Source organism: Melioribacter sulfuriphilus (genome assembly GCF_051488685.1).
Taxonomy (GTDB): domain Bacteria; phylum Bacteroidota; class Ignavibacteria; order Ignavibacteriales; family Melioribacteraceae; genus Melioribacter.
In genome coordinates, this window is sequence record NZ_JBPSEH010000002.1 from 358,084 (window position 1) to 373,164 (window position 15,081).

Below are 15,081 nucleotides of genomic sequence, written 5' to 3' on the forward strand. Positions count from 1 at the left end.
AAATTATTTTTCTTTCTTTAAATATTCGTCTTTAATTTGCAAAAAGTAATTATAGGCATCTTCATAATTATTCTGAATTTTGCCGTCGAGTATAGCTTCTTCGATTGCTTTTTTTATTTCACCCACAGTTTTAGAAGGAGGAATACAACAGACCCTCATAATTTCGTCTCCACGCACAGGTGACTGGAAAGCTCTCAAGCGATCTTTTTCCTGAACTTCTTTAACTTTTTCCATTACTCGATCGTAATTCGACAAATATTTACTTACTCTTTCGGGATTTTTACCCGTTACATCTGCACGACACAATGTAATTAAGTCGTCGAGGTCCTCGCCTGCAGCGGCAGCCAATCTTCTTACTGCTGAATCGGTAACGTGCTCTTCCACAAGCGCAATGGGACGCATATGTAGTCGAACTAATTTTTCGACATAATGAAGTTTATTCATGGGCAATTTCATCTTAGTAAATATACTTTTCATCATTCTTGCGCCCAATTCTTCGTGACCGTGGAATGTCCATCCGATTCCTTCAACAAATTTTTTTGTTTGCGGCTTTGCGATATCGTGAACTAATCCGGCAAATCTCAGCCAGATATTATCAGTTACTTTTGCAAGGTTGTCAACTACAATACATGTATGATAAAAAACATCTTTGTGATGGTAATCCTTACGTTGTTCAACACCACCCAATTCATCTACCTCAGGAAACACAACTTTCATAATTCCATTTTCATACATTAATTTTAGTCCAATCGACGGTACAGGCGTTGATAGAATTTTAAAGAACTCATCGGTAATTCTCTCCTGTGACACAATTTTGAGGCGTTCTGCCATCATTGATGCGGCTTGTAGAGTTTTTTCCTCTATACTGAAGCCCAATTGTGCAGCGAATCGAATAGCCCTCATAATTCTTAGCGGGTCGTCGTCGAAAGTAGCTACAGGATCCAACGGAGTTTTTATAATCTTGTTTTCAATATCATTAAGTCCGCCGAATCGATCAATCAATTCTCCAAATGAATCTTTATTCAACGAAAGTGCCAAAGTATTTATTGTAAAATCTCTTCTGTTCAAATCGTCCTCCAGAGTACCTGGAGCGACCTTAGGATTTCGGCTGTTTCGATTATACGATTCCTTCCTTGCGCCAACAAATTCAAAAGAAATTCCATTGTAATTGAAATGAGCTGTGCCAAAATTCTTATAAATAGTAACATTACCAACATTAAATTCTTTCGCTAATTCTTGAGCAAATTCGGGTCCGTTGCCTACAATCAAAAAATCCATTTCCTCTCTACTTCTATTCAAAATGACATCCCTTACAAATCCTCCAACGAGGTAGACTTTTTCATTCCTTTTATAAGCCAGTTCGGTAAATTTTTTTAAAAAATCGTATCTGGTTAGTGTATTTTTGATATCAATCATAATTCGGAGTTGTTATTTTGTATTCTGTTACCTCTGCGAAATTGACGAACCAATTGACCATTCTGAGATTCTCGACAGTCGTTTCCCGCCAATAAATATCGTTAATACCTTCTGCAGCTTTCACTGCAATTTTTTTTGCAATTTGGTGGTATCCCCCTTTTAAGGCACAACGCGATAACTTAATTAGCAGGTACAAATTGTTTACATTGTTTTTATCAACATTCAGGTAATTATTAAATACATGTAAATATTCATCTTCAGAATCCATCATGTTGCATAACTCATATAAGGCTTCATAATTACCGTCCTGCAAAGCATCGTATAATATTTTTTTTCTTATGGTTCTATCTCCCATCAGAAATTCTTTGATTCGGTTTTGCTCAACTAAAAATATTCTTAATGAAGAAATGAAATAGTATTCAGGATTAAGATTCATACTTCTAATTTCCTTGAATAAACCGAGAGCACCCTCATAATCATCATTTAAAGCAGAAACGTCACCATAAAATAATTTTAATGCGTAAATATAAGGAGTTTCTTTAAAGTATTTAATTTCGTTTGAAAGAATTTTTCTGGCTCCCGAATATTTCTTTTGTGCAATGTAAGATTTTATCAATCCTGCTAACGATGAATACGATTTTGTTTTCGAATAAATGTTTTCGAATATTTGAGTCGATTTCAAAAAATCGCCCTGATTATAGTACTCATAACCTCTGTTTGTTTCGCGTGCAGCATAACGTACACAAGTTTTTTTAAAGATCGGCTTACCACCGAAATAAAGTTGAGCAGCTTCTTTATTCGTTGTTTCAGGAAGACTTCTAAGAAAACTGTAATATTCTTCGACGACTTCTTCGAGTGGTAAATTGAATGCTTTTATAAAATCGTTCGAGCTATAAAACTCGATAACATTCTTTATACTGTATTTATCAATTAAGTATTTCACGAACGAACCAGCATAGACATACGATAATCCAGCATAATTTGCATAAAAAGAATAATTCGAAAATAATTTATTAATATCCATGCGATAGCCGTTATCGAATGCAGTCTTTGCCATAAAATGCAAGGGATAACCGTAATAATTGTTGTCCAATGCAGATGCAACGCCTTCCAGAAGAGCTGGATTTAAAGGGATATAAAATGGTGGATTAGAATATTTTGCCATTAAAACATGAACCATCTCATGTTTCAAAGTGGATTCAAGGCTGCTAATATCAGTAAAAATCTGTTTCCTCCACGGTTTTGCTACATCCGCACTCCCGCTACCGAACAAATCTTTTTTCTGCTGGTTATCTTTAAATACAAATACTTCCATCTGTTCTCCGTCCAATTTGAATAGTTCTCCAAGTCTTTCGTAATAATATTCGTAAATGAGAGCAGCATACTTTCCATTTTCGTAATCGGGAGGGGCATATATTTGTGAATGAAGAGTTTCAATTTGTTGACCGAGCTTATTCTTTAGTGAATCGACATTTGTGGCAAATCCGAATGCAGGTTTAAGTATCCAGAAAATGAATGAAATCGTAACGACTAAAGTGATGATTAAGACGTCGTTTAAAATTTTCTTTTTCTTTACTTCAATTACCGCCCGCAATATTCCCAGACCTATCAATAAATTAAGTACTCTGTAGAGAATAAGTTTATTTGTTACGACAATGCTCTCGTCGTACAGTGTGCCTGAAAAAAATCCAAAGAGTGGATTATAAAAATAAAGTTGAGGATATAAATAAAATTCGATTAACGATAATGAGAACAAAATTATTGAAGATAGTATAAGAATGAGAAAATTATATTTTCTAAAAATTAGTTTGATTATATATGCCATTACGGTGCCATTAAAAAGAGAAGGCAGAGTAATAACGAAATAAAAAGCAAAGCCATATAGAATCGAACAGCGATTAATAAACAGGTAAAAAAATACTCCGTTTGCCAGAACCAAACCAGCTGCAATTAACAATTTTAGTGCAACTTCCCGGTATGCTGAAATAACAGAATTTAGATCCGTTGAAAATTTCAAGAAGATCAGACCACCGACAATAAATAACACTATGCCATTCAAAGCGGAAAATTCATAGTCGAATGTGTTTAGCAGTGGGAATCTTGAAAGCAACAGTTCAAAGAGAGCCAGCAAAAAAAACAATACATAGAAATACCTGTGGCCCCAGTAGAACTTTTTAATACTCATCGGTTACTACTCTTTCGATATCGGCGCCAAGAGCTTTTAATTTTTCTTCGATTCTCTGATATCCTCTATCGATATGATAAATACGCAGAATTTCCGTCGTTCCTTCTGCTGCCAGTCCCGCAATTACTAAAGAGGCACTTGCTCTCAAATCTGTCGACATGACTTTTGCACCGGTTAATTTTTCTACTCCTTTAACCACAGCGCTGTTATTGACCACTTCGATATCTGCACCCAATCTTATCAATTCAGGTACATGATTGAATCTATCTGGATAAATAGTGTCTGTAATAGTAGATGTCCCTTTTGCCAGCGACATTAAAGCAATCCATTGTGCTTGCATGTCGGTAGGAAATCCAGGATAAACATCGGTGGTTACATCCACATTTGAAATTAAATCAGTCGAGCTGAGCTTAATTTCTCTTTCATTATTTTGAATATAAAAACCTGCTTCTTCCAGTTTAATCAAAATAGTTTCGAGGTGTTTCGAAATCACATTGGTAAGAGTAATGTTGCCACCTGTAATTCCTGCTGCAATTAATAAAGTGCCCGCCTCAATTCGGTCAGGGATGTTTAAAAAATTAGCTGGGGTTAGAGAATCTACGCCTTCAATTTCGATTATCTTTGTACCGATTCCATTAATTTTAGCACCCATTCGGGTAAGATATTCCTCAAGTGCGACAATTTCGGGTTCTGTTGCAGCATTGGAAATCAAAGTTGTTCCTTTTGCAAGTGACGCAGCCATAAGCGTATTTCCAGTGGCACCTACCGAAGGAATATCGAAATGAATTTTTGTGCCGTGTAGACGCTTGGACTTAGCAATAATATAACCGAGTTCGAGCTCGATTTCTGCTCCCAATTTTTTCATCGCTTCAAGATGAAGATTAATTGGGCGTGGACCCCAGGCGCATCCACCCGGCATGGAAACTTTAGCATAACCAAAACGCGTCAATAATGGCCCTAAGACATAGATCGATGCTCTCATTTTCTTAACTAATTCATACGGCGCTACCTGATTATTAATTCTCGAATTGTCGATTGTAAGCGTATAATCCTCGAACTTAATATTCGAACCCAGCTCTGTCATTAATTTCATCATCGTATAGATATCGTTGACTTCGGGTGCGCTTTCGATTGTATTAATTCCTTCGTTTAAAAGAGTAGCTGGCATGAGTGCCAATGCTGAATTTTTTGCACCGCTTACCTCAACTTTGCCCTCAAGTTTTTTGCCGCCTTTTATTATGAACTTTTCCACAGGACCTCTAAAATATTTTAATGATCAAACCATTTACACCAACTATAAAAAGTTCTCGTTCTGGATTCAATTCCAGGTCGTTCATATTGGAATAAATCCTGCTGTCGAGCAGGTTCCATGTTTTACCTTTATCTTTCGAAAACATAATAATACCTTTACTGCCGGTCGCAACTGCATAATTATCGGAAATAAAAAGAACTTTTTGTAAGCCGCCTAATTCAGCTACTTTTTCTATTTCCCAATCTTTACCGTAATCGGAAGATCGCAAAATAGTTGCATCGCCTCCCGCTGCCAGGCAATAACCTTGTTTCGTAACGTCGATCGATTTAATATAATTGTCAAATTTAATCTTTTCTATCGGTTTCCAGCTTTCACCGCCGTTTTCTGTCATGAGTATTAGTCCGTTCCAGCCGACGGCTATTCCATTCCTTTCGTTTACAAAATCGATGTCGAATATCAAATCTTTTGCGTTCGTAACTACTTTATACCAGCTTATTCCTCCGTTGACTGTTTTCAAAATAAGACCGTCGTTGCCTGTAATAAAACCGATTTGTTCATCAATAAATTTAATTTTGAAAAAAGTATATCCACCTTTGACTTGAACAGTGCTTATCGAATCGAGAAAATTTGTGCTGTATAAAATCGTGGATGAATCTCCAATAATAATTGTCTTGCCGAGCGGTGAACAATAGACATCGCTCAGATTAACTTTTTTATCGTAATTAACCAACTTCCAGTTTTTACCATTGTCATTAGAAGTTAGTATAACACCAGAGTCCCCTACAGCCACTGCAAAAGTATTTCCGGAAAAGGAAATGCCATTAAGGTTTACATTAACAGGCGAATTTATTCTGACAATTTCTTTGAAATTAAATTCGTCTTCGGGCGAAGAAAAGAGAGCTTCTATATTGTACTTTTTCAATTCTTCCAATGCATTACTCTTTAACAATTCATCTACCTGAGTGTAAACGAAATACGAAATTCCAATAAGCACAATAAAAAAGAGAGCGAACGCTGAGGCGGACATAAATTTATACGTGGCAGATCGAGCCTCTGTTTTTCTAAAATAATTTGTATAAAGTTTTGCTACCTGCTGATCGACGCGCTGGACCTCGTTGTACATTTCCTCGCAGGTTGAATACCTATCGTTAGGATTTTTAGCCATTGCTCTTAAAATTAATTCGTCGACCATATCAGGAATCCCTGCAATTGCCGATGAAACTTTAGGTGGCGCTTTTTTTAGGTGACTATCCATTATTTCATATTCGCTCTCGTAATCAAAAGGAGGTTTTCCAACGATCATTTCATATGCCGTACAACCAAGAGAGTAGATATCGCTTCTGTTAGTAACGTCGTAACCTTTTATTTGTTCGGGACTCATATAATAGACGGTGCCGACTTTTGCGCCTGTCTTCGTAACTGCAGTATCATCAAACAACGATTTCGATATGCCAAAATCCATCACCTTGGCTACACCTTCTTTATTCAGCACAATGTTAGAGGGTTTTATATCCCTGTGAACGAAACCTTTGGAATGGGCATAACCGAGTCCCAGCAAAATTTGTTTAAGTATATAAAACACGTCGTAAAGATTAAATCTGCCCTGTCTCTTTATAATTTTATCGAGGCTTTCCCCTTCGACGTATTCCATTACTATACCAAGCAGATTATCGTATTCGATAAAGCCATAAACAGTAACGATGTTTGGGTGTGACAACTTAGCCTGGTTTTTCGCTTCCCTTTTGAATCGTTCAATAAATTTGAGACGGTCGTACATGTCGGAATTCAACATTTTGATTGCTACAAAGCGGTCGAGTTTAGTATCGTAAGCTTTGTAGACTATCCCCATTCCACCTTTGCCCAGTATAGAGACAATCCTATAATTATCAATTTGAATTCCGATAAGATTTTGCATAAGCCCATTAAAATTGACCAATCAATATAAAAAATTATTAATATAACATGCTTTGTAAGTAGTTATTAAAATAGCAATTTCGTGAGGATTTACAGAATTTCATAAAAGCACGGTTTGCACCCTCTTTTATTTTTGAGTTTATTTGCATATTTTTGCAAGTCATTGCGAGAGTGGCGGAATTGGTAGACGCGCTAGACTTAGGATCTAGTGTCGCATAGACGTGGGGGTTCGAGTCCCCCCTCTCGCACTATTTCATCACTAAAGGTCAGAGGTATATTTGGAATTCAAGGTAAATCAAATATCCGATTCATTACAGGAACTCGAAGTAAAATTATCTTACGACGAAATTAAACCCGAAATTGAAAAAGCCTACGAAGAAGAAAGAAAAAATATTTCGATTGACGGTTTCAGAAAAGGTAAAGCCCCACTTTCAATTATAAAAAAGCTTTACGGAGAAGCTATCGAATATAAAGCTTCCGAAAAAATAGCCACTAAAAAATTCTGGGATATAGTCGACCAGGAGAATCTTCAGCCAATCAGTACTCCTCAACTGACAGATATCGACTTTAATATTGGCGAAAAACTTCACTTCAAAATTCAATATGAAATAATGCCGAAAGTAGATGTGAAAGATTATAAAGGAATAGAAGTTGAAAAACCGGTATTTAAAGTAAAAGACGAGGAAATTGAAAAAGAAATTGAATATCTCATAGCGCCACATACTAAGTACGAAGAAGCTGAATCTGTCGAGTCGAAAGAATACAGGATAACTGTCGATCTGCAGCAACTCGATGAATCGAAAAATCCCGTTCCAAATCAAAGAAGCGAAAACATAACAATCAATCTTAACGACGAAAAAGTTAATCCCCAAATATTCGAAAATGCGAGAGGCAAAAAAGTAGGAGACATTTTCAATTTCAGTTTTGTGGATGAACATTATCATGGAGAAGAACTTCATCGCCAGGAATTTAACTACGAAGTAAAAATCAAAAAAATTGAGAAGTTGATTAAACCGGAACTAAACGAGGATTTGATCAAAAAAATCTCCAACGAAAAAGCTTCAACCATTGACGAATTGCGCAGTTTGTTGCATAACAACTTCAGAAAATATTACGAAAAACAATCCGACGAAATCTTTACCAATTCGTTATTGAATAAAGTAGTTAAGAACAACGACTTTACACCTCCGACGGGATTGGTCGAATCGCTCCATAAACGATTTATCGAATTGGAGAAAGAAAATGCACGCCGATACGGCCAAAAGAATATTGACGAAAAACAACTTGCAGATTACCTTAGACCTCGAGCCGAATGGACTGCAAAATGGCAAATTATTTTTACAAATATTGCCGAAAAAGAAAATATCAAAGTGGAAGATTCTGAACTACAAAATCTGGCCCAGGAAGAATCAGAAAAAACTGGCATTAGTGTCGATAAACTGGTTAAATATTACAAAGACACAAATAGAGCGGACTATCTGCTCGAAGATAAAGTAATTAAATTCTTGAAAGAAAATGCCGTAGTTAAGGAAGTTGATCCAGAAGAAATGAAAAAGGAAAAAGAAGGGAATAAAGAAAATGAAAAATGATTTTTTTACAGATATTGAAGCAATAAAAAAACATGAAATATTCAATCAGCTGGTTCCTTATGTAATTGAACAGACGGGACGCGGAGAGAGAGGTATGGACATCTTTTCTCGCCTCTTACGCGAACGCATAGTATTCTTAGGAACAGCCATCGACGACCATATTGCAAGTCTTATTATTGCACAGTTATTATTCCTCGAAGCTGAAGATCCTGATAAAGATATTTATCTCTACATAAATTCACCTGGTGGCAGCGTTTCGGCGGGACTGGCAATTTATGATACAATGAAATATATCCGCTCGAAGGTTTCCACAATTTGTGTCGGTCTTGCAGCAAGTATGGGAGCTGTTCTTCTTGCTGGAGGTGAAACCGGAAAACGCTCAGCTCTCCCCCATTCAAAAATTATGATCCATCAACCATGGGTCGGTGGTTTGCAGGGTCAAACTACAGATATCGAAATCCATGCTAAAGAAATGATTAAAACACGCGATACTATTTATAAAATACTTGCCGAACATACCGGAAAATCATACGAACAGATTGCTAAAGATTGCGACAGGGACTATTTCATGACAGCAGAAGAAGCTAAAGAATATAACCTGATTGACAATATTCTGACTCACCGTGTTAATCCATCAGATAATAAATCGAAAAAATAAAAAAAGGGGTTTTATAACCCCTTTTTTAATACCCAAAAATGTTAGAGGTATTTATGCCCCGCATTAAATTATCTATCGTATTTTTTCTACTAATCTCATCTTTTATTCATCCACAGAAGAAAAACTTTACCATCGATGACGTAATAACAAATGCGTATACCAAACTTATGCCGGAAAATCTTAGTCAACTAAAATGGATACCAGACAGCCATGAATTTTCGTTCGTTAAAGATAATTTTATTATAAAAGGTTCAGCTGAATCGGAAAAGTACGATACTGTTATATCTTTAGAAAAAATCAATAGGCTCCTATCTCAAAATGGAGAAGAAAAGATTAATTATTTTACGTCGATTTCATGGATAAACAAAGATGAATTTAATTTCATTTACGAAAATAAATTAATACGAGTAAATATATCTGCACAGAACGCAGATATTATTAACCGGGCACCTGATAAAGCAGAAAATTTAACAGTAGCTCCAAACCACAGATATCTGGCATTTACAATTAAAAATAATTTATATGTGAGTCTGGATGGCAAAGAATACAAAGCAATTACTAACGAAGCTGACAGTAATATTATTTCTGGTCAAGCGGTACACAGGAACGAATTCGGGATTGAAAGTGGCATTTTCTGGTCACTCAATTCGAACTTTATAGCATTTTACCGTATGGACCAGAGGATGGTTACGGATTTTCCTCTACTCGACATTTCATTTAAACCAGCTCGTATAAAGAATATAAAATATCCAATGGCTGGTCAAACAAGCCACCATGTAACGGTTGGAATTTACAGTTTAAAGGATGAAACGACGACTTGGTTAAAAACAGGCGAGCCGAAAGATCAATATCTTACTTCTCTTACCTGGTCGCCCGATGAAAATAACTTTTACATAGCTCATCTTAACAGAGACCAGAACCACCTGAAATTAATCAAATACGACGCTGGTTCCGGCGAACCGATAAAAATTCTTTTTGAAGAAAAAGACAATGAATACGTCGAGCCGGAAAATCCACTTTATTTTCTCCCTGGTTCAATAAACAAATTTGTCTGGCTATCCGAACGCGACGGTTATAAACACGCTTATCTGTACGATACAGAAGGCAACCTGATTAAACAATTAACAAAAGGTGAATGGGTAATCACTGAGTTCAATGGTTTCGATAAAAACGGAAAATATCTCTTTTTTACAGCTACGAAAGAATCACCTCTTGAAAGACATTATTACCGACTTGATTTAAAGAATAACAACCTCGAAAAAATCACAGATGAACCTGGCACTCACTATGTACAGAAATGCGATGATGGCACATATTTCATCGATAACTTTTCTAATTACGAGATCCCGAGAAAAATAGTTCTTACAAAATTAAATGAGCCATTGAGAAATTTACTTACAGCTCAAAATCCTTTTGCTGATTATAATCTGGGAAAGACAGAAATTTTTACGATTAAAAATAAAGAAGGCATTGATTTGTATTGCCGAATGATTCTTCCTCCTGACTTCAATCCTGCAAAAAAATATCCAGTAATATTCTATGTTTATGGAGGACCACATGCGCAATTAATTACTAATTCATTCGGCTACGGTAGATATTTCATCTGGTTTTATTTGATGGCACAGAAAGGTTATATAGTATTCACGCTCGACAATCGAGGCTCGGATAACCGTGGCCTCGAATTTGAACAGGCAACCTTTAGAAGATTAGGTACTGTTGAAATTGAAGATCAGTTATGCGGCGTCGATTACTTGAAAAAATTATCTTATGTTGACACTTCCCGATTTGGTGTATTTGGCTGGAGTTATGGAGGATTTATGGCAACTTCTCTTATGCTGAGAAGCGGAAACCAATTCAAAACTGGGGTAGGCGGTGGTGCTGTGATCGACTGGAGTCTATACGAAGTAATGTATACAGAAAGATATATGGATACACCCGAAACAAATCCCGAAGGTTATAAAGAATCATCGCTTCTAAACTATGTGGAAAATCTAAAAGGGAAATTACTTTTAGTCCATGGCACTTTCGACCCGGTTGTCGTATGGCAGCATACTTTGCTTTTTGCAGAAAAAGCCATGCACTTGAACAAGCCTCTTGATTATTTCCCCTATATAAAACACGAACACGGTGTTAGCGGAAGCGATGCTCTGCATCTTTATACTAAAATTACCAATTATTTCATCGATAATTTATAGAGGAACTCTTCTCATGATGTTCTTAAAATATAAATTTATTATTTTTATAAGTATTATTTAGGATTGTCTGGATGAAGAATCTAATAAATGGTATTGAAGAATTGATTGAATTTGTAATTTCGGGCGACGAGTCTTTTTATAACGAAGTCTGTCGTTTTTTTGTACGTAATTTCAACCTCCATTCGGCTTCATTATTCAGTATTTCGGAGAAAGCTAATCTTAAACTCATTGGTAAATCTGACAATGTCACATTGAACTCCAGTACTAATTACTCCTGTCCGAATTGTAGGGTAATTAACAATAATCTTAGTAACACACTAAATTTCGACAGCAACTGCGGAATTCCTTCTGACACCTCGAAATTCAATGCGTGTTTGATGTTGAACGATAATGCCGGCAATCGATTCATCCTTTCGATTTCGAAAAAATCGCCAATTGACAAAAACGACAAACAGAATATCGAATCGGCTTCGGCATTAGTTAGCCGTCTCCTTTCCTTCAGGATGCCGGCGTATAAATTCAATCAATCTAATTACGAGTTATTTGAGCTGGTCAACAATTTTTCGGACGATATCAGAAATATAGCCAATTCAATTATCGGGTCGGTTACGATCTTATCCGAGAAATCGGAAACCGGTTTGAAACCCGAGAACTATGCTCCTATACGCCGCTCGGCTCAGAGTATTCTTCTATACTTAAACGACCTGAAAGAATCGACACGAATATTGTCGGGTGACTATACTGTGAATAAGAAAGAGGTCGACTTAACGTCGATACTGGAAGATTTAATTAAATTGTTCCGGCATCGTTCTAATAACAAATTCTACTTCGATACTAACATTCAAATAGAAGGTAAGATTAAATCGGATGAATTCAAATTAAGATACATATTCAGCAATCTCATCTATACGGCATCGCTCCTATCGACATCTGGCAATTTTGCCCTGAAGGGAAATAACAAACAAACAGGAGGAATTGAAATTACATTAACCGCGAAAGATGCGATCGATATTCCTGCCGATGTAATTAAAAATTTTTTCAAACCTTTCGTAATAAAAAAAATTAATGAAATTAAGAATTCCAACTTAACGGGATTAAGCTTATATTTAACAAAAAAATATCTCAATCTTTTGAATGGAGATATAAGTGTTGTTCAATTTAACAACCAGCTTATATTCAAAATAACAATCGATGGAGCAATAATGTCTGAAATTGACAAAGCATTAAACAATATTCCAAAACCTGATACAGAGAACAAAGTTTTGGTAATCGAAGACGATTATGCTACCTCAAAATTGTTGAGCAATTATTTGAATAAATGGGGCTACAAACCGATAATCGTCTCAACAGAAAAGGAAGCTTTCGATATCATTAATTCTGAATCGCTCCTGGCAGTTATTTTGGACATCGAGCTACCCGAGACAAACGGTCTCGAACTTCTTAGAAAAATCCACGAACACGAAAGAACGAAAAATATTCCTGTGATTGTTTGCTCCATCGAACACGAACAGCAAAAGGCATTTATGATGGGTGCTGTTGAATATTTCGTCAAACCGATAAATTACAACTATCTGGTCGAAGTTCTTACAAGTTATAAATTGAGAAAAAATTCAAATATCTTATGCGTTGACGACGATGTACCGACTCTCAATCTCATAAAACAGGCAATTGAATCCGCTGGATTCAAACCAGTAGCGGAAAATATTTCAGCAAATGTAATGGATTTATTAAAGGAGAAGGATATCGACCTGGCAATAATCGATCTGGATATGCCTCATCCAAACGGATTTGAATTGATAAAATTGATCAAATCGGAACCGAAGTTTGCACACCTTCCAATTATCATTTATACTGGAAAAGAAAACTATCAGGAAGACCTTAAAAATATCGAAGGACTTTTCGACGATTTGCTCGAAAAGAGATCTACTAACATCGAAGATCTGGCAGATACAATCCGCAAAATGATCAATCAATACGAAGTGCCACCTCCGGAAGAAGAAGTACTTACCAAAAAAGGAGTAAAGAAAATATTGCTGGCGGAAGATTATAAGCACTCGCAAATTATCGTTACAAGATTGCTGAAGAAAAACAATTTTGAAGATATAGTCGTTGTTGAAAATGGTGAAGATGCGGTCAATATGGCTAAAAAAGAAAAATTCGATTTGATTTTGATGGATATGCAAATGCCAATAATGAATGGATTCGAGGCTACCGAAAAGATACGACAGATGCCCGAATATAAAAATGTGCCAATAATAGCACTCACGGCTTTTGCTATGAAAGGCGATAAAGAAAAATGTCTCGAAGCAGGCGCAACCGATTATATTCCCAAACCAATTGATAGCAAAGAGTTTATCGACAAAATTAAATACTACACGAACAGTTAATCTAATCGTCAAATTAATTTAGGGAATTGTTATGAATATCAGGGTACGATTTGCTCCGAGCCCTACGGGATATTTACACGTGGGCGGATTGAGAACTGCGTTATATAATTATTTATTTGCCCGAAAAAACAACGGCAAGTTTATTTTGCGTATTGAAGACACCGACAGAAATAGATACGTCGAAGGTGCTGTTGAAAATTTGATCAATTCACTCAAGTGGTGCGGACTCGACTACGATGAAGGTCCAGATATAGGAGGAGATTTCGGTCCATATATGCAATCGCAACGGCTCGATATTTATAAAAAGTATGCAGATGAATTGATATCCACAGGACATGCTTATTATTGTTTTTGTACGCCGGAACGACTTGAAGAACTTCGTAAAGAACAGATGGCTAAAAAATTACCTCAGGCAAAATACGACAAACACTGTCTTCATCTTTCAAAAGAAGAAATTCAAAAGAAGCTGGATCAAAACATTCCACATGTAGTACGGCTTAATGTAGAACCTGGTAAAAAAATCATCTTCGAAGATGTTATAAGAGGCACGGTTGAATTCGACTCCAAAAATATAGACGACCAGGTTTTGATAAAAAGCGATGGCTACCCAACGTATCACATGGCTAATGTAGTCGACGACCATTTAATGAAAATCAGTCATGTTATTCGAGGCGAAGAGTGGCTTTCTTCCACTCCCAAACATATTCTGCTCTATAATTTTCTGGGATGGGAACCGCCAGTTTTTGCGCATCTTCCCTTATTACTCAATCCTGACCGATCGAAACTAAGTAAACGTCAGGGCGACGTGGCAGTAGAAGATTACAGGGCCAAAGGTTATTTGAAAGAAGCATTAATCAACTTTGTTGCTCTCCTGGGCTGGAATGCAGGAGATGACAAAGAGTTCTATTACATCGAAGAATTAATTGAAAAATTTTCGCTCGAAAGAGTTAACAAGTCAGGCGCAGTCTTCGATATAGAAAAATTGAATTGGCTCAATGCAGAACACCTGCGAGCTAAATCCGATAATGACTTGTTAACATTGTTAAAAGAGGAATTGAGTAAAAGCAAGTATGCTGATTTAGCTTTATCTGATGATTATCTTCTCAATGTAATTCATGCTATGAAAGAACGAGTTTCGTTTGTTAACGAGTTTATCACTAAGTCTCCTTATTTTTTTGAGACCCCCTCGTCTTACGAAGAAAAAGCCATTGAGAAAAACTGGAAAGCCGAAACTCCTGAACAATTGAAGAAATTAAGAGATAAATTTGCGCTACTGGAGAATCCATCAAAAGAAGATTACGAAAAAGCTTTAAAGGAAACCGCCAATGAATTAGGAATTGGAGCCGGCAAATTAATTCATCCACTTCGTCTGGCTTTATCGGGAATGAGTACGGGACCTGGCATTTACGACATTTTGTTTATTATCGGGAAAGACGAAACAATAAAAAGGATTAATCAAGCTATCAATACTCTTAAATAAAAAGA

The 15,081-nt window shown here is 36.4% G+C and carries 9 protein-coding genes and 1 tRNA gene; 6 read left to right on the top strand and 4 right to left on the bottom strand.

Annotation, left to right across the window (positions count from 1 at the left end; genetic code table 11):
* Positions 1 to 3: 3 nt before the first annotated feature.
* From ACSSV9_RS04855 to ACSSV9_RS04870, 4 genes are read right to left on the bottom strand one after another with little or no spacing between them, the layout of a single operon-like run.
* Positions 4 to 1,416, bottom strand: coding sequence for a CCA tRNA nucleotidyltransferase (locus ACSSV9_RS04855; protein ID WP_437346105.1), 1,413 nt, complete (start codon positions 1,414 to 1,416; stop codon positions 4 to 6).
* Positions 1,409 to 3,601 carry a tetratricopeptide repeat protein gene (locus ACSSV9_RS04860; protein WP_437346106.1) on the bottom strand — a complete coding sequence of 731 codons (2,193 nt, stop codon included), beginning with the start codon at positions 3,599 to 3,601 and terminating at the stop codon, positions 1,409 to 1,411. Before ACSSV9_RS04860 ends, ACSSV9_RS04855 begins: the two co-directional genes overlap by 8 nt.
* Complete coding sequence (gene murA, locus ACSSV9_RS04865) at positions 3,591 to 4,853, bottom strand: UDP-N-acetylglucosamine 1-carboxyvinyltransferase (protein WP_437346107.1); 1,263 nt, start codon at positions 4,851 to 4,853, stop codon at positions 3,591 to 3,593. Before murA ends, ACSSV9_RS04860 begins: the two co-directional genes overlap by 11 nt.
* A gap of 7 nt (positions 4,854 to 4,860) precedes the next feature.
* Entirely contained in the window at positions 4,861 to 6,768 is a 1,908-nt protein-coding gene (locus tag ACSSV9_RS04870) for a protein kinase domain-containing protein (protein ID WP_437346108.1), read from the bottom strand.
* A gap of 164 nt (positions 6,769 to 6,932) precedes the next feature.
* On the opposite strand from ACSSV9_RS04870, the gene ACSSV9_RS04875 reads away from it, so the two are divergent.
* From ACSSV9_RS04875 to gltX, 6 genes are all read left to right on the top strand, one after another.
* Positions 6,933 to 7,015, top strand: a tRNA-Leu gene (locus tag ACSSV9_RS04875).
* 30 nt (positions 7,016 to 7,045) lie between these two features.
* Complete coding sequence (gene tig, locus ACSSV9_RS04880; protein WP_437346109.1) at positions 7,046 to 8,356, top strand: trigger factor; 1,311 nt, start codon at positions 7,046 to 7,048, stop codon at positions 8,354 to 8,356.
* Entirely contained in the window at positions 8,346 to 9,014 is a 669-nt protein-coding gene (gene clpP, locus ACSSV9_RS04885; RefSeq protein WP_437346110.1) for an ATP-dependent Clp endopeptidase proteolytic subunit ClpP, read from the top strand. The genes tig and clpP overlap by 11 nt, the downstream gene beginning before the upstream one ends.
* Positions 9,015 to 9,067: 53 nt before the next feature.
* Positions 9,068 to 11,209: a S9 family peptidase gene (locus ACSSV9_RS04890; RefSeq protein WP_437346111.1), complete on the top strand. Its 2,142-nt coding sequence runs from the start codon at positions 9,068 to 9,070 to the stop codon at positions 11,207 to 11,209.
* Positions 11,210 to 11,280: 71 nt separating this feature from the next.
* Positions 11,281 to 13,596, top strand: a complete 2,316-nt coding sequence (locus ACSSV9_RS04895; RefSeq protein ID WP_437346112.1) for an ATP-binding response regulator — start codon at positions 11,281 to 11,283, stop codon at positions 13,594 to 13,596.
* A 31-nt stretch (positions 13,597 to 13,627) separates the two neighbouring features.
* Positions 13,628 to 15,076, top strand: coding sequence for a glutamate--tRNA ligase (gltX, locus tag ACSSV9_RS04900; RefSeq protein ID WP_437346113.1), 1,449 nt, complete (start codon positions 13,628 to 13,630; stop codon positions 15,074 to 15,076).
* Positions 15,077 to 15,081 lie beyond the last annotated feature (5 nt).

Bases quoted from the DNA above. Each gene is read 5' to 3' on its own strand.
- ACSSV9_RS04855 (WP_437346105.1), bottom strand. From the start codon at position 1,416: ATGATTGATATCAAAAATACACTAACCAGATACGATTTTTTAAAAAAA.
- ACSSV9_RS04860 (WP_437346106.1), bottom strand. From the start codon at position 3,601: ATGAGTATTAAAAAGTTCTACTGGGGCCACAGGTATTTCTATGTATTG.
- ACSSV9_RS04870 (WP_437346108.1), bottom strand. From the start codon at position 6,768: ATGCAAAATCTTATCGGAATTCAAATTGATAATTATAGGATTGTCTCT.
- clpP (WP_437346110.1), top strand. From the start codon at position 8,346: ATGAAAAATGATTTTTTTACAGATATTGAAGCAATAAAAAAACATGAA.
- ACSSV9_RS04890 (WP_437346111.1), top strand. From the start codon at position 9,068: ATGCCCCGCATTAAATTATCTATCGTATTTTTTCTACTAATCTCATCT.
- ACSSV9_RS04895 (WP_437346112.1), top strand. From the start codon at position 11,281: ATGAAGAATCTAATAAATGGTATTGAAGAATTGATTGAATTTGTAATT.
- gltX (WP_437346113.1), top strand. From the start codon at position 13,628: ATGAATATCAGGGTACGATTTGCTCCGAGCCCTACGGGATATTTACAC.